Annotated in this window: 19 protein-coding genes and 1 tRNA gene; 14 read left to right on the top strand and 6 right to left on the bottom strand. The window is 26.0% G+C overall.

Annotated features, from left to right (window positions below; all coding sequences use genetic code 11):
• Positions 1-49 precede the first annotated feature (49 nt).
• A tRNA-Phe gene (locus E0D94_RS09870) sits at positions 50-125 on the top strand.
• A 48-nt stretch (positions 126-173) separates the two neighbouring features.
• Here the strand turns inward: E0D94_RS09870 and E0D94_RS09865 are convergent.
• The gene (locus E0D94_RS09865) at positions 174-1,190 is read right to left on the bottom strand and encodes a ribonuclease H-like domain-containing protein (protein ID WP_130807298.1); all 1,017 of its coding nucleotides are present in this window, start codon (positions 1,188-1,190) and stop codon (positions 174-176) included.
• Between the two features lie 136 nt (positions 1,191-1,326).
• Here E0D94_RS09865 and E0D94_RS09860 point away from each other — a divergent pair, with 136 nt between their 5' ends.
• The 4 genes from E0D94_RS09860 to E0D94_RS09845 all read left to right on the top strand — a co-directional run bounded on the left by E0D94_RS09860 (position 1,327) and on the right by E0D94_RS09845 (position 5,776).
• On the top strand, positions 1,327-2,682 hold the full coding sequence (locus E0D94_RS09860; protein WP_130807297.1) for a hypothetical protein: 1,356 nt from the start codon (positions 1,327-1,329) through the stop codon (positions 2,680-2,682).
• A gap of 77 nt (positions 2,683-2,759) precedes the next feature.
• Positions 2,760-3,746 (top strand): acyl-CoA dehydratase activase-related protein, encoded by a 987-nt coding sequence (locus E0D94_RS09855; RefSeq protein WP_130807296.1) that lies wholly within the window; start codon positions 2,760-2,762, stop codon positions 3,744-3,746.
• Positions 3,718-4,824, top strand: coding sequence for a CoA protein activase (locus E0D94_RS09850; protein WP_130807295.1), 1,107 nt, complete (start codon positions 3,718-3,720; stop codon positions 4,822-4,824). Before E0D94_RS09855 ends, E0D94_RS09850 begins: the two co-directional genes overlap by 29 nt.
• A complete protein-coding gene (locus E0D94_RS09845; RefSeq protein ID WP_130807294.1) occupies positions 4,799-5,776 on the top strand; it encodes an acyl-CoA dehydratase activase in 978 nt (325 codons plus the stop codon). The genes E0D94_RS09850 and E0D94_RS09845 overlap by 26 nt, the downstream gene beginning before the upstream one ends.
• A 56-nt stretch (positions 5,777-5,832) precedes the next feature.
• On the opposite strand, the gene E0D94_RS09840 is transcribed toward E0D94_RS09845, so the two are convergent.
• A complete protein-coding gene (locus tag E0D94_RS09840) occupies positions 5,833-6,762 on the bottom strand; it encodes a hypothetical protein (protein ID WP_130807293.1) in 930 nt (309 codons plus the stop codon).
• Positions 6,763-6,919: 157 nt separating this feature from the next.
• On the opposite strand from E0D94_RS09840, the gene E0D94_RS09835 reads away from it, so the two are divergent.
• Positions 6,920-8,230, top strand: a complete 1,311-nt coding sequence (locus E0D94_RS09835; protein WP_130807292.1) for a hypothetical protein — start codon at positions 6,920-6,922, stop codon at positions 8,228-8,230.
• Between the two features lie 22 nt (positions 8,231-8,252).
• Here E0D94_RS09835 and E0D94_RS09830 read toward each other — a convergent pair whose 3' ends face one another.
• Positions 8,253-9,242 carry an asparaginase gene (locus E0D94_RS09830; RefSeq protein WP_130807291.1) on the bottom strand — a complete coding sequence of 330 codons (990 nt, stop codon included), beginning with the start codon at positions 9,240-9,242 and terminating at the stop codon, positions 8,253-8,255.
• A gap of 294 nt (positions 9,243-9,536) precedes the next feature.
• On the opposite strand from E0D94_RS09830, the gene E0D94_RS09825 reads away from it, so the two are divergent.
• Genes E0D94_RS09825 through thiI form a run of 3 tightly spaced genes read left to right on the top strand, consistent with a single transcriptional unit; the run spans position 9,537 to position 12,490 of the window.
• Complete coding sequence (locus tag E0D94_RS09825; RefSeq protein ID WP_165442925.1) at positions 9,537-10,148, top strand: lactate utilization protein; 612 nt, start codon at positions 9,537-9,539, stop codon at positions 10,146-10,148.
• 13 nt (positions 10,149-10,161) lie between these two features.
• Positions 10,162-11,316 (top strand): cysteine desulfurase family protein, encoded by a 1,155-nt coding sequence (locus E0D94_RS09820; protein ID WP_130807289.1) that lies wholly within the window; start codon positions 10,162-10,164, stop codon positions 11,314-11,316.
• 4 nt (positions 11,317-11,320) lie between these two features.
• On the top strand, positions 11,321-12,490 hold the full coding sequence (gene thiI / locus E0D94_RS09815) for a tRNA uracil 4-sulfurtransferase ThiI (protein ID WP_130807288.1): 1,170 nt from the start codon (positions 11,321-11,323) through the stop codon (positions 12,488-12,490).
• A 17-nt stretch (positions 12,491-12,507) separates the two neighbouring features.
• Here thiI and E0D94_RS09810 read toward each other — a convergent pair whose 3' ends face one another.
• Positions 12,508-13,356 (bottom strand): DMT family transporter, encoded by an 849-nt coding sequence (locus tag E0D94_RS09810; protein ID WP_130807287.1) that lies wholly within the window; start codon positions 13,354-13,356, stop codon positions 12,508-12,510.
• 214 nt (positions 13,357-13,570) lie between these two features.
• On the opposite strand from E0D94_RS09810, the gene E0D94_RS09805 reads away from it, so the two are divergent.
• From E0D94_RS09805 to E0D94_RS09785, 5 genes are read left to right on the top strand one after another with little or no spacing between them, the layout of a single operon-like run.
• Positions 13,571-14,110 (top strand): helix-turn-helix domain-containing protein, encoded by a 540-nt coding sequence (locus E0D94_RS09805; protein ID WP_130807286.1) that lies wholly within the window; start codon positions 13,571-13,573, stop codon positions 14,108-14,110.
• Between the two features lie 13 nt (positions 14,111-14,123).
• Positions 14,124-15,164: a spermidine/putrescine ABC transporter ATP-binding protein gene (gene potA, locus E0D94_RS09800; protein WP_130807285.1), complete on the top strand. Its 1,041-nt coding sequence runs from the start codon at positions 14,124-14,126 to the stop codon at positions 15,162-15,164.
• A gap of 4 nt (positions 15,165-15,168) precedes the next feature.
• A complete protein-coding gene (locus tag E0D94_RS09795; RefSeq protein WP_130807284.1) occupies positions 15,169-16,002 on the top strand; it encodes an ABC transporter permease in 834 nt (277 codons plus the stop codon).
• A complete protein-coding gene (locus tag E0D94_RS09790) occupies positions 15,996-16,778 on the top strand; it encodes an ABC transporter permease (protein WP_130807283.1) in 783 nt (260 codons plus the stop codon). The genes E0D94_RS09795 and E0D94_RS09790 overlap by 7 nt, the downstream gene beginning before the upstream one ends.
• Positions 16,779-16,780: 2 nt before the next feature.
• Positions 16,781-17,812, top strand: coding sequence for an ABC transporter substrate-binding protein (locus tag E0D94_RS09785; RefSeq protein WP_130807282.1), 1,032 nt, complete (start codon positions 16,781-16,783; stop codon positions 17,810-17,812).
• Positions 17,813-17,841: 29 nt separating this feature from the next.
• On the opposite strand, the gene E0D94_RS09780 is transcribed toward E0D94_RS09785, so the two are convergent.
• Positions 17,842-18,708 carry a thiamine pyrophosphate-dependent enzyme gene (locus E0D94_RS09780; protein WP_130807281.1) on the bottom strand — a complete coding sequence of 289 codons (867 nt, stop codon included), beginning with the start codon at positions 18,706-18,708 and terminating at the stop codon, positions 17,842-17,844.
• Positions 18,708-20,384 (bottom strand): 2-oxoacid:acceptor oxidoreductase subunit alpha, encoded by a 1,677-nt coding sequence (locus E0D94_RS09775; protein ID WP_130807280.1) that lies wholly within the window; start codon positions 20,382-20,384, stop codon positions 18,708-18,710. Before E0D94_RS09775 ends, E0D94_RS09780 begins: the two co-directional genes overlap by 1 nt.
• Positions 20,385-20,501: the final 117 nt, after the last annotated feature.

Raw genomic sequence — 20,501 nt, 5'->3', positions numbered from 1 at the left:
GCTCATAACCGGTAGGTCCGGGGTTCGAATCCCTGAAGGCCCACCACTTGCCCAGATAGCTCAGTCGGTAGAGCAGAGGACTGAAAATCCTCGTGTCGGTGGTTCGATTCCGCCTCTGGGCACCACTAAAAAAGCTTCTAAACTTAAAGTTTAGAAGCTTTTTTAATATACAATTATCTAGTGAGTTTATTTAGTATTTCATTCATAATTGATTGAAATAGTATCGTTAGATTTTCATAAATAAATTTTTTATCATCTTTTATAATTATTAAATTAGAAGGTAAGTTATATTTTGTCTGATCTTTTAAATTTAGTGATAAATCACATTTATTTTGATCTAAATAATAACAATACTTACCTGTAGATAATTTTCCTTTCTTTAGAGATATGTTTAAAGAAAACAAACCATTCTTAGCTTTCCATCTAAAATTATAGTTGTCTCTATAATATATTTGATCATTTAAATTTAAATAGTTAGAGTTACCATATATGCTTAGTATTTCTTCATTTAAATCAATATTTCTTATATCTGTATTAAATTTAACTTTATTATTTCCAAAAGTAAAAATAAAACTAACATTAGATTTTATTTTTATTAAATCATATATTTCTAGTATTTTTGGTAAATAGTAAATATCATCATGATTATGGCCTAAAATAATATTTTTTATTTTTTCATCTTTATTTTTCATATAATCATAATATAAATCTATACTATCTTTTCCAGAAATCATATCGTTTCTTTCTATCCCTAATTTATTTTCAATAGTTTTTAATTTACAGTTTTCTAATTCTAATATATTTTTATTTTTTCTTGCAATTTTCAACAAATCAATATTATTATTTTTATTTATATTATAATCTATTGAATTAGTTTTGATTCTACTATTTAAAAAAGGAATATCAAATGTATCTCCGTTAAACGAAATTAAATATTTGAATTTTGAAATAAAAGCAATAAATTTTATTAGCATTTCTTTTTCCTCATATGGGTTTTCTGAAAAGAATTGAATTATTTTACTTCCTTTATAAGTTGGATAGAGTATTCCTATTAACATAACTTTATTTTTATATCTATTAAAACCTGTAGTTTCTATATCAAAAAAACAATAACTATTATTTTTAATTTTATTTTTGATTTCTTCAGGTAAAGCTATAATTTCTTTTGATTCATATGTGATTATTTCCATTATAATACCTCCAAATTCTATCAACTTACATTATAAATCATTTAATCTATATAGTAAAATTATTTAATTAATAAATATAATATAAATAATGAAATTTTAAATAATAAATGATAATATAAATATAGAGGTGGATAAAATGGACAAAAATGAACTGATAAATAATATTAAAGTTTCATCAAAAAATCAAAATAATGTTATCATGAAATTATCTATTTTGGAAATATTTTTTAGAGAAAAAAGCATTATAAAAAATGAAGAAAAAATAAGAGATATTATATCTAATTTAGAAAACCAAAATACAAAAATTCTTGATTTAAAAACTGAAATATTTAACAATATAATTAATATAAAAGATGACTTTTCAAATATAAGTGAAAAAAATATAAGTTATTATATTAATATAAGAAATAACATTCATAAAACATTAATGGATTTATCAAGATATCTTACAGAAATATCTTATTATAATAATATATATTATGATTTATTATCAAGAAAGCAGTTTGATAAAAACATACCTATAGCTTTTGAAGATTTTTACAAAAAAATATATGATTATTTAATGATAGATAAGATGACTATAAATCAAAAAATAGCTGAAGTTATTTGGGTTATACCAATGAAAATAACTAAACAAAAATATTATTCAATATTGTCAAATTCATTTAAGAAAAGTTTTAAGAATTTAAATAAAGAAAAGTGTGAAATTTTATTTAAAAGATATAAAAGTATTTTTAATGGAACACTTGAATGGGAATATGTTAATGCATTCGATAAATATTTTAGAATTACTCAAAATTATAAAGAAGTTGATTATAAAAACATTACTGAAGAAGAATTGGACAAAAATTTTATAGATTCTAAAAATATAATAAGAGAAATTGAAGATTTATTAGAGTTTCTTAGAGAATTAGGTTTAATAATAAATAAATTTATTATTGTTAATATAATAATTGATGAAATGGATAAAGAAGATAAAAAGAAAGTAGAAATATTTTTACAAGATCTAACAAAATATGACTATAAAATGTTGTTAAATAAATCAAATGAGATTGAACGTGATTTAATGAAAGCAACTAAAGCATATCAAGAAGATACAAAAAACATAATAAATAATAATATAGAAATAGATAAAAATTTAAAAAATATATATTCTAAAACTGAAAAGATATTATCTTATTTAAATGATTACTATATTGAAAGTGAAGAATTATTGATTAAAAATGATGAATTAATAGAACAAAATTATTTAGATAAATTAATTGATAATTTTATAGAGTTTATTGAAAGAAATATAAAAAATATGGATAATCCAAACAGAAAGATTAGAATGAAAAAAATACTTACATTATTAGAAGTTCCATTTAATACTCCTGATGATTTTTTTGATTATTTAAAAAGTAGTATAGAATTTAATAATGATAGAAAAGAGATTCAATATATTATGAATGAAGTTTATAATATATTAAAGCATAAAAAAAGTTCTCATTAATGAGAACTTTTTTTATGCTTTAATTAGAATAATAATTCGAAATTTGTCCATAATAATGAGTGGATTGGAGGTTAAATATGATAAAAATAGGAATACCACGTGGAATGAATTATTTTGATTTTTTTCCCTTGTGGAATGAATTTTTTACTCAACTTGGAGCAGAAGTTATAGTATCAAAAAAGACAAATAAAGACATTTTAAATATGGGAGCATTAAACTCAATAGATGATGCTTGTTTGCCAGTAAAGATATTTCATGGTCATGTATATAGTATAAAAGATGATGTAGATTATTTATTTATACCTAGGATAATAAGTGTTCAAAAAAGTGAATACGAATGTCCTAAAATATTAGGATTACCTGCCATGGTGAAAAATACAATTCCAGATTTACCAGAAATAATAGATGTAGAAATTAATCTTAGAAAAAGAAAGATGTACCTTTTAAAAGAAGTCTATAGAGCGGGATCTAAAGTAACAAATAATTATATGAAAATACGAAATGCATATATAAGATCTCAAGAAAAACATAATGATTATAAAATATTATTAAATAATGGATTAAATCCAAATAGTATTATTGAAAAAAATAGTAATAAAAAATTAGAATATAAAAATAAAAACTTAAATATTTTATTAATTGGTCATCATTATAATTTATATGATGATTATATTAATATGGATATATTTACTAAATTAAATAATATGGATGTAAATATAATTACTCCTAATATGGTACAAGAAAAAGAAATTGAATTTTATATTTCAAAAATACCAAAGAGAATGTTTTGGACATCAGGAAAGAAAATTGTTGGAGCATCAATGTATATGATTAATGAAAGAAATATTGATGGAATTATCTTTGTTTCTTCTTTTGGATGTGGTCTAGATTCAATATTAATTGATATGGTAGAAAGAGAATCAAAAATAAAAAATATACCATTTAATTTAATTACTTTAGATGAACATTCAGGTGAAGTAGGAGTAAATACTAGAATAGAAGCTTTTATAGATATGATTAAATGGAGGGCAAATGATGAAGATTACTTTTCCACATATGGGTAATGTATATATTGCTGCTAAAGGATTATTGGAGGATTTAGATAGAGACGTAATATTACCACCTCCAATAACAAAAAAAACATTAGAATTAGGGATTAAACATTCTCCAGAATCTATATGTATGCCATTAAAAATAAATATAGGAAATTATATAGAAAGTATAGAAAAAGGAGCAGATACTATAATAATAACTGGAAGTTGTGGACCTTGCAGATTTGGATTTTATGCTGATATGGAGAGAAAGATATTAAGAGACTTAGGATATAACATTAATTTTATTAGTCTGGACCCTCCAGAAGGACAATTTAAAAATTTAGTAGATGAAATAATAAAAGTAGCTGGTACAAATAATATTTTTAAAATTGTAAAAGCAATTATAAATGCTAAGAAAACATTGTATTTATCTGATAATTTGTTAAATTATTCAAATTATAAAAGAGCTGTAGTTCATGAGAAGTATAAAGTTGATAATATAATGGATTATTTTTATTCTACTATTGAGGATGTTAAAGGTACATACGGTATAAGAAAACTTATAGATACAAGTTTTGATAGATTAAATAATTTAAAAGAATATAAAGAAAGTAATCAAATTAGAATAGGTATTATTGGTGAAATATATACTATAATTGAACCTTATGCAAACTTAGAAATTGAAAAAAAATTAGGTCATATGGGGATAATAGTAGACAAATCTTTAACTCCAAGTAAATGGGTATCACATCATCTAGGACTTGGAAACTTAGGTATAAGTAGTGAAAAAATAAAATGGAATAAAGCAAAACCTTATTTACCTACTTTAGTAGGGGGCCATGGAAGGGAAACAGTAGGTAGTGCAATTATATACGCAGAAGAGAATTATGATGGGTTAATTCAAATTCTTCCCTTTAATTGTATGCCAGAAATAGTAGCAGAGAGTATAATGCCAACTATTAAAAAAGATTATGATATCCCAATAATGACTTTAATAGTTGATGAACTTACTGGAGAAGCAGGATATCAAACAAGAATAGAAGCATTTATTGATTTAGTAAAAAAGAGAAAGGAGCAAGAAAATGAACAAATTATTCTTGGGAGTTGATGTAGGCTCTGTAAGTACAAATGTAGTTTTGTTAGATGATAATAATAATATAATAGAAAAAAACTACGTTAGAACTAAAGGAAACCCTATAAAGGTAATTACAGAGTTAATGAAGAAAATAGGAGAAAACTATAGTGATAATGATATTAAAGGTGTAGGTACTACAGGAAGTGGAAGGAATTTAGCAAATATAATTTTAGGTGCTGATATAGTAAAAAATGAAATAACTTCTCATGCTATAGCAGCTATAAACTTTATACCTGATGTTAAAACTATTTTAGAAATTGGAGGACAGGATTCTAAGATTATACTAATTGATAATGGTATTGTTACAGATTTTGCTATGAATACAATATGTGCTGCAGGAACTGGATCATTTTTAGATAGACAGGCTCAACGACTAAATATTGACATAAAAGATTTTGGTGATATAGCTATAAAATCTAATAATCCTGTTAGAATTGCAGGAAGATGTGCAGTATTTGCAGAGTCAGATATGATTCATAAACAGCAATTAGGACATAATTATGAAGATATTTTAAATGGATTATGTGAAGCATTAGTAAGAAACTATATAAACAATTTAGCAAAAGGAAAAAAGATAGAAGGACCGATAGTATTCCAAGGAGGTGTAGCTGCTAATAAAGGTATTATCAAAGCTTTTAAAAAGCATTTAAATAAGGAGATATTTGTTCCAGAACATCATGATTGTATGGGAGCTATTGGTGCAGCTATACTTGCAAAGGATAAAGTTAAAAAAACAAATGGAACAAAGTTTAGAGGGATTGATAAAGTAAAATTAAAATATAGTGTAAGAGGATTTGAATGTAAGGATTGTCCTAATATGTGTGAAGTAGTAGAGATTGTTTCAAATGATAAAATATTAGCTAGATGGCAAGATAAATGTGGTAAATACTCAAATATGAATAGTCAAAATGAAAAATTAGCATAGAGTATAAAATAATTAAAGCTAGAACTGATAATCAGTTCTAGCTTTAATTATTTTAATTAATCTTCTATATCTTCACTTACTGCACAATGATGATGATCTTTTTTATTAGTTTCATCTATTTGATTAGGGAATAATGATGGGAAAGTTTCACATATCGGTGCAATCTCTGCTGCTAATTGAGGGAAACCAGTTGATAATACACATAATTGTACTGGAACGATTATTTTCTTTTCACAAGTGACACATAATGAAATTAGTAAGTTTCCTCTAACTGCACCATTAGGATTCACATTTAAGTCCCTAGTTATGCTCTGAGTAGCAAGTCTTGTTTCACAAGACAAGTTACAGAATTCAGTAAATCTTGGCAAGAAAGCTCCATCAAATACTGAAGGTAAACATAATTCAAAGAAATTTGTTAAAGTAAGTGGGTCTAATGATACATTAGCTGTTAAAGTAGTTTTGTTTCTATCTCCACAATCATCTGCATATATTATATCAATTTCTACGATTACATTACCAGTTATATCAATATTTTGAGTACCAAATATTGGAGTACCTTTGTTTTCTTTATCACAATCTGAAGTATCTGCATATATTAATTTTTGACTTTTCTTACCATCTGGGCCTGTTACTAAAACATCACATTCGCCATCTTTTACAAAACTTGCACCTGATATCTCTGTAGTAGGTGTAAGTTTTAAATTCTCAGGACATTTTATATCTTCTGGATTGAAGAATTTTCTACATCTAATGTCAAGAACTCTCAGAATTCTAGATCCTGCTGGTAAATTTGGTCTAAATCTCTGTCTTGCTACTGTGCGTAACCCTTGTAAATTAAATAGAGCAGCATCATATACCTTTTGAACATATATTGGTTCTGATACTACATTTTTTAAAGAACCGTCAAATTTACAACCTGTTGTAGCTTCACAGCATTGTTCTGGTTGTGTTAAATCTAGAAGATCATTATTATTTTTTCGTTTCATTATTTTTCCTCCCTAAAACATATTGGAATTATACTTCCTACTTTCAATATATTCTAAAACTAATAAACTGTTACAATTATTATAAAAGTAATATTTTTATAATGACTTAAATAGAATTATATAAATAAGTTTTATAGTTAATAGAAAGGAGGTACTTATGTCTTTACTTAAAAATTCATCATATTTATTAACTGATTCTTTTGGTAATATATATAATTTATTGCATAAAGATGAAGATATTAACTTTATAACATATGACAAAATATTATCAAAAAATAAAAAAGAAGTTTTAGTTAAAAATTGTAATGAACATTTTTATTCTTTTATAGATCGTAAGAATAATATAAATGTTTTTTATCAAGAAAACAAAAATAATAATATTTATTTTTCAACTTATTTAAGTGGGAATTGGAATCATAAAATTGTAGTTGAAAATTCAAATAAAATTTATGAGCCACAAATGATAAAATTATATGATAATATTCATATATTCTATTTTCAAAAAAGTGTTCAAAAAAATTATTATGAATTGATGCATTTGGTTGTGTACAATGACAATGTTGTTAAAAATAAATTATTTACTATAGAAACAAATGGCATTTTAAACCCATATAATATAACACTTTACAATCAAGGAGTAATTATATCATATATGAACTTTAAGAATTATTATCATAATATAGAACTAAGATATTTTAATCTAGAGAAAAACCAATTAGGAGATGAAATAGTAATAAATGAAGAAAAATATGAGAAATATTATTTAGATACTTTAGGTATAGATAACTCAAAGTTACTAATGAGTTATTCAGCAAAGCAAGATGAAAATTTTAAAATTATATGTGATTATATAAGTTTAGACCACGAAAAGTCTAAAGTGGAATCAAGGGCTGTTTTATCTAATTTATCAAACTGTATGTACCCAACAATTATTTTAGAAGAGGAAAACATATGGGTTTGTTGGTATGAACTTAAATCAATAATGAGTTCTGTTAAACGAAGAGGTAGCAAAAAATTTGAAGGTCCATATTTATGGAATGATTCTAAAGGAAAAGATTTATTAAGATATGGATATAGCTCTAATTCAAAAAATAATATTTATAAATTAAACTATTCATTTGGCACTATTCCTCCAGAAATTTCTTTTATAGGTTTTGGAGAACTTGAAAATGCTGAAAAAGTACCTTTTAAAAAAAATTCAAAAGGTGGTGATACTATAGAAACTAATAATAAAGATTATATAAAGCCTAAAAAAAAATATAGTTATGATTATGATGATTTAGAGGATCTTAAAATTGAAATAGAAGAAAATAAAAAATTAATAACAAAGATATTACAATCTACAATAAAAGAAAATAATGAATATGAAAAACTAAACAAAAGAATATCTGAGTTAGAAGATAGGATAAAAGATATAGAAGATTTTTTAAGTAGAAGACGAAGAGGTTCAATATTTAGTTCAAGATAGATTTAAATAGGATCATATGATCCTATTTAAATCTATCTTTTTCAAATATATCTTTAATTTTATTAATATCTTTTGTCATACTAAGTGCTAGCATTAATTTTATTCTGGCTTTTTGACCTGGAAGGTTAAATCCAAATATAGCACCAATATCTCTTAACATTTTACCAGCGCCTAAATATCCATAAGTATCTAATACCCTTCCAGTAGGACATCTAGAGACTATAATAACTGGAATATTTTTACTTATAGCTCTTTTTATTCCATCTAACATACTAGGGGGAACATTTCCTCTTCCCATTGCTTCTATAACTAATCCTTTGTAACCAGTATTTATGTAAAATTCAATTATATCAGAATCCATTCCAGCTCCACATTTAATTAATCCTACTTTTGATTCTAATTTATCTATATTTAATATATGATCGTGAGATTTTTTTTCTCTGTAATATAGAACTTCATCATTATCAACTATTCCTAAAGGTCCAAACTCTGGAGATTTAAAAGTATCTAGAGATAAGGTATTTGTTTTTGTAACTTCAGTTGCAGCATTAACTTCATTGTTCATTACGACTAGAACACCTTTACCTTTAGACTCTTCAGAAATTGCTGTACAGATACCAGCTGATAAATTACTTGGCCCATCATAACCAAGTTCAGATCCATTTCTCATAGCTCCTAATACAATAATAGGTTTTTCTGATTTTATATTTAATTCTAAGAAAAATGCAGTTTCTTCTAATGTATCAGTTCCATGTGTAACAATTACACCATCAATATCTTCACGTTTTAATATATTTTTAATAGTATTTGATAGTTCAAGCATTAGATCTGGTGTCATATGTGGCCCTGGCAATTTTGAAAAATTAATTGTTTCAATATCAGCATACTTTTCTATATTTGTAACCATAGACATAATTTCTTGACTGCTTAATGCTGGAATTGCAGCATTAATTCTAGGGTCTACTTTCATAGAAATTGTTCCACCATTAAATATAATAGCAACTTTTTTCATTGTTAAAACCTCCTAACTATAATTATTTTAACAGATAAATTAAATTAAATGTATATAAAATATATTAAAAAAAATTAAGGAAATAAAAAATGACCCAACGGGGGTCATTTTTTATTTCCTTTAACCGTTCAAAAGGGGTATTGGGAATAGAGATTTAATTTGAGGTTACCAGGGGGATAACCAATTAAAATTATAACAAATAACGACAAATTTCGCAAGTACTTTTTATAAAAAAATTATATAATTTTTTATGTTATAATATATTAGCAGAAGATTAATATGGAGGAGATTTTATTGAAAAATTTAGTTTATATAACTATAGAAAATCTAAAAAATAATGGATTTCAAGTAGAATATTTTGATAACATCAATATAGTTAAAAATTATTTGTTAAGTAAAATAGATATAGAAATGGATGTAGGAATCGGGGGTTCAATGACAATATTTGATTCTAAGATACATGAAGAATTAATTAAAAAAGGAAATAAAGTTTATTGGCATTGGTTATGTGATTCTGAAAATAAAAATACTGTCTTACAAAAGGCAAGTAATTCAAATATATATCTTTCTAGCTCTAATGCTATAACAAGTGAAGGAAAATTAATTAATATTGATGGAGTAGGCAACAGAGTAACTTCTATGGTTTATGGACATGATAAGGTATATATATTAGTTGGAGTAAATAAGATTGTAGAAAATAATGAAGAAGCCATAAATAGAATTAAAGAAGTTGCATGTCCAAAGAATGCTGAAAGGTTAAATCTTAATACACCTTGTAGACATACTGGAAAGTGTAATGATTGTAATTCTCTAGATAGGATGTGTAATATTACAGTAACTTTAGAAAAAAAACCAATGAAAACTGATATAGAAATTATAATAATAAATCAAAAATTAGGATATTGATAGAGGTGAAAACATGTTTGTTTATCTAGATAATAGTGCAACAACAAAACCTAGAGATGAAGTAATTGATGAAATGAATATTTTATTAAGAGAAGATTATGGCAATCCATCTTCACTTCATAGAATGGGGCTCAAAGTAGAGAAAAAAATTAAAAGAAGCAGAGATATAATTTCAAAATATTTAAATGTAAAATCAAATGAAATATATTTTACATCAGGAGGTACTGAAAGTAATAATATAGCAATACAAGGTATAATTGAAGCAAATAAAAATAAAGGGAATCATATAATAACTTCTAAAATAGAACACCCTTCAGTATTAAATATTTTAAAAAATTATGAGCAAAAAGGTTTTAATATTACTTACTTAGATGTAGATGAATATGGTATTATAGATTTAAATCAATTTAAAGATGAATTATCTGAGGATACTATACTTGTAAGTCTTATGATGGTTAATAATGAAGTAGGTAGTATACAACCATTGCAAAAGATTAAAGAGATAATTAATAACAATAAATCAAGTGCATATTTTCATGTTGATGGAATTCAAGCTTTAGGTAAAATTGATTTTAATATTAAAAAGATGGGCATAGATAGCTTTTCTTTTAGTGCTCATAAAATACATGGTCCTAAAGGGGTGGGATGTCTCTATATAAGAGATGGATTAAATATTAAATCTATTATTTTTGGAGGAGAACAAGAAAAGGGTATAAGATCTGGTACAGAAAATACCCCAGGAATAATTGGTTTATCAAAAGCTATAGATATATTATATTCTGAAGAGAGTTTTGAAAAAAAATATTTAGATGATTTAAAGAGTTATTTTATTGAGAATGTAAAAGAAAATGTATCAGATATAAAAATAAACACACCATATACAAATAGTGCCCCACATATAGTTAATATTTCATTTATAAATACTAAAGGAGAAGTATTACTTCATTTTTTAGAAAGTGATGATATATATGTATCTACTGGATCAGCCTGTTCATCTAAAGATGATAGAGGAAGCTATGTACTTAAATCTATGGGGTTAAAAAATTTAGAGATTGAATCTGCTATAAGATTTAGTTTTAGTATTTATAACACTAAAGAACAAATAGATTATGCTATTAAAAAAATAAAGTTAAGAGTAGAAGAAATAAGAGATATAATGATGAGGTGAAATTATGAAAAATGTAATAAGTATAAGTGTAGGAGAAGTAGCATTAAAAAAAGGAAAGAGAAATTTTTTCGAAAAGAAATTATTGGGAAAAATTAAAGCAGCAACTAGGGATTTAGGAAGTCCTAATGTATATAGAGAACTTGGAAAGATGTATGTAGAAGTAAATGAAGATAATATTGATAAAGTAATAAATAGAGTTAAAAAGGTATTTGGATTAGTTCATTTAAGTCCAGCATATAAAATAGAAAAAAATTTAGATAGTATAAAAGTTAATTCTCTAAAAGCATTAAAAGAAGCTATGAGAAAACGTAAAATAAGAACATTTAAAGTAGATTGTAAGAGAGCTGATAAAAAATTTCCTGTTAATTCAATGGAAGTCGCTAGAAAAGTAGGAGCATATATATTAGAAAATACTGAGGATTTAAAAGTTGATATTCATAATCCTGATATTTATGTTTATGTAGATATAAGACAAAAAGTTTATATCTATACCGAAAAGATATATGGATATGGTGGATTACCATTAGGGACAAATGGTAAAGGATTATTATTATTATCAGGAGGAATAGATAGTCCAGTAGCAGGATTTATGATTGCAAAAAGAGGAGTATCAATAGAGGCAGTACATTATCATAGCTATCCATTTACAAGTGAAAGAGCTGAAGAAAAGGTAAAAGATTTAGCCAAAATAATTTCTATGTATACAGGAGAAATAAAATTATATAGTGTAAATATATTAAATATACAAAAAGCTATTAATGAGCATTGTCCTTCATCAGAAATAACTATAATATCAAGAAGATTTATGACTAAAATAGCAGAAAGTATAGCAAATAAAAATAATATAGATTGTATTGTTACAGGTGAGAATTTAGGACAGGTAGCAAGTCAAACTATGAAAAGTTTAAATGTAACTAATTCTTCAGTTAACATACCTATATTAAGACCACTTATTGGATTTAATAAGACAGAAATAATTGAAATAGCAAAAGATATAGAGACATTTGAAACATCTATATTACCATTTGAAGACTGTTGTTCTGTATTTTTACCTAAGCATCCAGTAACTAGTCCAGAATTAAAAGATATAGAAGAATCTGAAAAGGCTTTAGATGTAGAAGGATTAATAGAAGATGCAATTAATAAAATGAAAATAACTACAATAAGTATATAAAAAAAGGCTTAATTATTTTAAGCCTTTTTTTTATTAGTATAATAATTGATAAATCCTGCAAGAATAATTAAAGAACCTCCTATTGAACTTAATATTCCAGGAATTTCTGACCAAACAATTATACCAATTATTGTTGAAAATACAATATTAGTATAAGTATATATTGCAAGTTCACCAGCTGGTGCGAATCTATATGCATTTGTCATACAAAATTGAGCTGCAGTTGCAAATGTACCAAGAGCTAAAAAACCTACCATTTGTTTAGCATCAGGTACTACAAATTGTCCATTTAACATAAATGGAATCATGGCTAATGTGGAAATTAGTGTAAAATAAAAGACAATAGTCTCTGAAGAATCAGTGTGTCTTAAATGTCTTATTACAGTATATGCAGAACCTGCAAAAAAAGATGCCGTAATAGCAATTATATATGGGATTAAACTTATGTCAAACTCTGGTTTTATAACAAGTCCAGCACCTAAAATAGCTAGTATTAAAGATAAAATTTGAAGTTTTTTTATTTTTTCACCTAAAAATACTGCTGCAAGTACTAACACAAAGAACGGTGACATTTTATTTAATATAACAGAATCAGCTAAAGGTAGATATGAAAGTGCATAAAAATATCCAGCTACTCCTAAAAGACCAAATATACTTCTTAAAATCAGAAGTTTTTTATTATTACCTACTATAGATTTCTTATTTTTTACAATTAGATATGTAGCTACTATAAGACCTAACAAATTTCTAAAAAATATTTTTTCTGCTACAGGTATGCCATCTAGATATTTAACAGTAGCTGCCATTAAAGCAAAAAATAAAGCAGATAATAAAATTAAAATTATTCCTTTTTTTCTATCGTTCATATTAAAACCTCCTAAAAGCTTACTATAATATTGTACACTAAATATATTATAAGTAAACAGCTTTAATTGAATTTAAATAATGTAATTATAAATTATTATATATTTTAAATAAAAATTATTGACATTAATTGACTTAACAAGTATAATAATTATTGCTTAAGTTTAGTAATTATAAACTTTTAGTTTAATAAAGTTTTCGTTGGAGGTTAATTATATGAATATTGGAAAGAAAATCAAGGAACTTAGAATGAAAAATAACCTAACCCAAGAGGAATTAGCTAATAGATGTGAATTATCAAAAGGTTTTATTTCTCAAATTGAAAGAGATTTAACTTCACCTTCAATTACTACATTTACTGACATATTAGAAAGTTTAGGAACGAATTTAAGGGATTTTTTTACTGAAGTTGAAGATGAAAAAATTGTTTTTTCAAAAGATGATATGTTTATAAGCAAAGATGATGAATATAAATTTGAACTTAAATGGATAATACCAAATGCTCAGAAAAATCAAATGGAGCCAATTTTATTAACCTTAGAAGAAGGTGGAAGATATAAAGATGATCACCCTCATGAAGGTGAAGAATTAGGATATGTATTAAGTGGGAGTATATTTCTTATTCTTGGAGGTAAAAAGTATAGAGCAAAAAAAGGTGAAAGTTTTTATTATAAAGCTAATGTAGATCATTCTATAATAAATGCTGGTAAAAAGAAAGCAAGTATAATTTGGATATCTACTCCACCTAATTTTTAAAAGGAGGTATATTATGGAGAAAAATATTATAAAACTAGAAAATATAATGAAAAGTTATGGAGATACAACAGTGTTGAAAAATGTCGATTTAAAAATTAAAGAAAATGAATTTTTAACACTTTTAGGGCCAAGTGGTTGTGGTAAAACTACTACACTTAGAATAATAGGAGGATTTGAACAACCTAATGAAGGAAATATTTATTTTAATGATAAGAAAATAAATGATGTACCTCCTTATAAAAGACAGATTAATACCGTATTTCAAAAGTATGCACTTTTTCCACATATGAATATTTTTGAAAATATTGCTTTCGGATTAAAAATAAAAAAAATATCTCAAGATCAAATAAAAAAGAAAGTAAGTAAAATGTTATCTTTAGTAGGGCTTGAAGGGTATGAAAATAGAAAAATAAGTTCACTAAGTGGAGGACAACAACAGAGAATAGCTATTGCAAGAGCACTTGTTAATGAACCTAAAGTATTACTATTAGATGAGCCTTTAGGAGCCTTAGATTTAAAACTAAGACAAGAAATGCAATTAGAACTTAAAAACATGCAGAAAGAAGTAGGAATAACTTTTATATATGTTACACATGATCAAGAGGAAGCACTTACTATGTCAGATACTATTATTGTTATGGATAAAGGTAAAATTCAACAAAAAGGAAGTCCAGTTGATATATACAATGAACCTAAAAATAAATTTGTAGCAAAGTTTGTTGGAGAAAGTAATATTATAGAAGGAGAAATGATAAAAGATTATTTAGTGAAATTTGCTGATAATATATTCGATTGTGTAGATAAGGGTTTTAATAATAATGAAAAAGTAGATATAGTTATAAGACCTGAAGACATAAAATTAGTATCTAAAGATAATGCTAAACTTATAGGTACTGTTAAATCAGTAATATTTAAAGGTGTTCACTATGAAATGATAATTAAAGAAAATGAAAGGGAATGGTTAGTACATAGTACATTGAAACAAGATGTGGATACTCAAATTGGAATATATTTTGGACCTGAAGATATACATGTGATGCATAAGGAGGATTAAATTAATGAAAAGAATAGCAGCTTATCCTTATATTTTATGGAGTGTTATTTTTATTGTATTACCATTAATATTAGTATTTTTATATGGCATTACAATTGAAGATTATTCTAGTCCATTAGGATTAAAGTTTTCTTTGGAGAATTTCTATAGATTTTTAGAACCAGTTTATTTAAATGTTTTATGGAGATCAATTTTACTTGCAGTAATTTCTACTATAATTTGTCTTATAATTGGTTATCCTTTTTCTTTTATACTGTCTAAACTTCCTATTAAAAAAAGAAATACCTATATATTATTAGTAATAATACCTATGTGGATGAATTTTTTACTTAGAACTTATGCATGGATGAGTATACTTGGAAAAAAAGGTATTATTAATAATTTATTAAGGAGTATTGGATTACCTGCACTTGATTTATTATATAATGATGGGGCTGTAATACTGGGTATGGTTTATAATTTTTTACCATTTATGATACTTCCAATTTATACAGTTTTGATTAAGATGGACAAAAATGTTTTAGAAGCAGCAGAAGACTTAGGCGCAAATAAAGCTAAAGTGTTTTTAAAAGTGATTTTTCCATTAAGCTTACCTGGAGTTATATCTGGAATAACTATGGTATTTATGCCTGCAGTAAGTACTTTTGTAATATCAAAGCTTTTAGGTGGAGGTCAATATTGGTTAATAGGGAATTTAGTAGAAGAGCAATTTTTAAGAATAAATGACTGGCATTTTGGTTCAACTATAGCATTAGTCCTTATGATAATAATATTATTTGCTATGGCAATTTTAAGCAAGTATGAAGATAAAGAAGAAGGAGGTGCAGGTTTATGGTAGAAAAATATATACAAAAAATTTATATATTTTTAATTTTTCTATTTCTTTATGCACCTATTGTTGTACTAATTATATTTTCATTTAACGATTCTAGATTGCAAGGTACATGGGATGGTTTTACGTTAAATTGGTATAGAGAATTATTCAAAAGTAGAGAAATAATGAAGTCTCTTTATTATACTATTAGTATAGCAATATTTTCATCAATTATATCTACTATAATTGGAACATTATCTGCTATTGGAATTTATAATATGAAAAGTTTTAGGAAAAAAATTATTTTAAATATAAATTATTTACCTGTATTAAATCCAGATATAGTTACAGGTATTGCTCTTATGACTTTATTTATATTTATAAAAATTAGACTTGGGTTTATGACTCTTTTACTTTCACATATAACATTTAGTATACCATATGTAATACTTGCTGTATTACCTAAATTAAAACAATTACCTAAAGATATTTCAGAAGCGGCTATGGATTTAGGAGCTACACATTTTTATGCATTTAGAAAAATAATTCTACCTGAAATATCACCTGGAATAGTAACGGGGGCTCTAATTGCCTTTACACTTTCTATAGATGATTTTGTAATTAGTTTTTTTACAACAGGTTCTGGCATAAGCAATTTGTCAATAACTATATATTCTATGGCTAGGAGAGGAATAGATCCAAAAATAAATGCACTTTCTACATTAATGTTTTTATCTGTATTAATATTAATGTTAATAATAAATAAAAGAACATCAAAAAAAATGAATGAAGAGGTGTAAATATGAAAAAAATATTTATTCTATTATTATTAGTAAGTATCGTTTTTCTAAGTTCATGTGGGGAAGATAAGGAAGAGTTACATGTATATAATTGGGGCGATTATATCGATGAAACAGTTCTTGATGAATTTGAGAAAGAGTATGATGTAAACGTAATATATGAAACTTTCCCTACAAATGAAGAAATGTATGTAAAGATAAAACAGGGTGGAACTAGTTATGATGTAGCTTTTCCATCAGATTATATGATTGAAAAAATGATAAAAGAAGATTTATTATATAAAATTGATATGAATAATATAACTAATTATAAAAATATTGATGATAGGTTTAAAAATTTAGAATTTGATCCTAATAATGAATATTCTGTACCATATATGTGGGGAACAATGGGGATACTATATAATAAAAATATGGTAGAACAAAAAGTAGATAGTTGGGATATTTTATGGAATGGTAAGTATAAAGATGAAATATTGATGATAGATAGCCAAAGAGATTCCTTTGCAGTTGCACTTAAAAAATTAGGTTATTCTTTAAACTCTACTGATGTGCAACAATTAGAAAAAGCAAAGCAAGAATTAATAAAACAAAAGGATTTAGTACTTGCATATGTAGGTGATGAAGGTAAAGATATGATGGTTAGAGAAGAAGCAGCATTATCAGTGCAATGGTCTGGAGATGCTATATATTTGATGGAAGAAAATGAAAACCTTGATTATGTAGTTCCTAAAGAAGGTTCTAACTTATGGTATGACAATATGGTTATACCAAAAACCTCTGAGAATAAGGAATTAGCTGAAAAGTTTATAGACTTTATGACTAGGAAAGACATTGCACTTAAAAATACAGAGTATATAGGATACTCTACTCCTAATAAAGAAGCAAAACAAGAATTACCTCAGGAATTACAAAAGAGTGAAATTGCATATCCAACTGAAGATCAAGTGAAAAATAGTGAAGTGTTTTTAGATCCAGGTGAATTTTTAAAAGTTTATGATAAATTATGGACAGAAGTAAAAGCATCAAAATAAGAGAAGGCAATTGCCTTCTCTTATTTTGATTATCTAAAGTCTGCCATGAATTTTTCTGCATCTTTAGGAGACCATTCTCTATCTACTAAAGGTTTATTATCTCTTATTTGTGGAATTCTATCATTAAATGATGTTGCTTCTTTATTTTGATATATTATTCCGAGAGGAATTCCATCATCTCCCCATTCATTTGCTTTTTTAAATGCTTGATCTTTATCTGTCGGATCATAATTTTCATCAAGTTTATAAACTCTATCTTTATACCATTTAAAAGTATTTACTTTATTAAAAGTAACACAAGGTTGTAATATATCAATAAGAGCATAACCTTTATGTTCCATAGCCTTTTGAATCATTTCTGATAGATGCTTTACATCCCCAGAAAAACTTCTAGCAACAAAAGTTGCTCCCATAGTCATAGCTGTAGCTATAGGATTAAAAGGATCAACCCTAACACCGTCTAATTGCATAGAAGTTACTTGACCTTTAGCAGTAGTAGGAGAACCTTGACCTTTAGTTAAGCCATAAATTTGATTATCATGTACTAAATGAGTTATATCTATATTTCTTCTTATATTATGGATAAAGTGATTTCCACCTTCGCCATAAGTGTCTCCATCTCCTGAAGTAACAACTATTTTAAGATCTTTATTTGCAATGTTAGCACCTAATGCAGGAGGTAATGCTCTACCATGAAGACCATTAAATCCATTTACATTTATATAATGTGGTGTTTTAGCAGCTTGTCCAATACCAGAGCATAAAAGTATTTGATGAGGTTTTAAATTAGCCTCAGAAAAAGCTTTTTTTAACGAGTTTAATATTCCAAAATTACCACAACCAGGACACCATGCATTTTCATCATTTGAGTTAAATAATTTAATATCTGTAGCCATTATAATACCTCCTCTTGTAATCTACTTACAATTTCTTTTCCATATAATTGTCTACCGTCATATTTTAATATACTTTTATTACAATGTATTCCTGTTTCTTGTCTAATAAATTTAGCTAATTGTCCATTAAAGTTTTGCTCTACATTAACTATGTTTTTAGCATTCTTACTATATTTTTCGAGTAATTTTGTAGGTAGAGGATAAATATCTCCAAAAATTAATGCACCTATTTTTTCTCCATCATCTTGTAATGTTTCTACAGCTTCTCTTAAACCACCATATAAAGAACCCCATCCTATAAGAAGAGTTTCTGGCGCATCTACTCCAAAGTAATCTGGTTCTATAATCTCATCTTTTAATAATTCCATTCTCTTCATACGTTTATCCATTTGAGATATACGTACTTCACTTTCTTCTGTAATATGACCATATTCATCATGTTCATCACTGTCAGCAAGAACTGTAACACCTTCTATTCTTCCTGGTATTATTCTTTTAGATAAACCATTTTCAGTTATTTCATAACGTTTATAATCATCTTTATTAATATCGTTTTCTCCAGATATATGTCTTTCAATAGTAACTTTATCAAAGTCAAACTTATTAACTGTTTGATTTGCATCTGCTAAGAATTGATCATTTAATATTATTACTAGCATTTGATATTTATCAGCTATATTAAGTGCTCTAGCAGTTTGATAGAAAGCATCTTCAGGATTTTTAACTGATAGGACCATTCTAGGTATTTCTCCATGAGAAGCAGTTAGAATAAAGCTTAAATCACTTTGTTCAGTTCTAGTAGGGAGTCCTGTAGCTGGTCCTGGTCTTTGTACATTGACTGTAACTAATGGAGTTTCAGTAATACCAGCTAGACCTAATGCTTCAGTCATAAGAGAAAATCCTCCACCAGATGTACCTGTCATAGCACGAACTCCTGTAAATGAAGCACCTATTGCCATATTTATAGCTGCAATTTCATCTTCCGCTTGCTCTACAACAATCCCTGAATCATTTTGTTTTGTAGATAAATATGTCATTATACTAGTTGAAGGGGTCATTGGATATGCGCCATAAAAGCTAAGTCCACCAGCAAGTGCTCCAAGTGCTATTGCTTGATTACCATTAATCAATAATGTATCTTTAGCTTCACCTTTTTTAGTTTTATATTTTGAATCTACATATTCATAACCTTTATTAAAGGCTTCAATATTATAATTAGCTATTTTTTCGTCCCATTTTTCATTAAACACTTCTTCAATTTTTGAATCATCTAGAGATAATAGTTTTATAATAGCACCCATTCCCACAGTTCCAAATACACGTGCTTGACCAATTTCTTTTGCTATTTTAAGCATTGGTATTGTTATTCTTCTTTCATCTTCCCATTTTATTTTATCATCACACAGGAATACACCATCTTTTTTCAAGTTTTTTGAATGAAATTCTACTGAATTTTGATCTAACCCAATAATTATATCTAGTTTATCATCGTATGAATAAATAGGTTCATCGCCAAATCTAATTTGTATAAAGTTGTGTCCGCCACGAACTCTAGACATATAATCTTTATTAGAAAAAACATAGTAGCCTTTTCTTTGTAAAATTTTTTCTAACAAAGAACTTATGGTATCCATACCTTGACCGGCTGAACCACCAATTAAAATATTATATTTCATCATATACACTCCCTTTACATTATTTATATTATATTTAATTTTATAGAACATTGTATACAATCTATTACTTTTAATTTATATCCTATAATATTAACGTTAAACATGTTATAAATTAAC

Origin of the sequence: Senegalia massiliensis, assembly GCF_900626135.1 — a bacterium.
GTDB classification, from domain to species: Bacteria; Bacillota; Clostridia; order Tissierellales; family SIT17; genus Anaeromonas; species Anaeromonas massiliensis.
The sequence above is the reverse complement of the archived record's forward strand: the minus strand, read 5'-3'. Positions and strand labels throughout refer to the sequence as shown.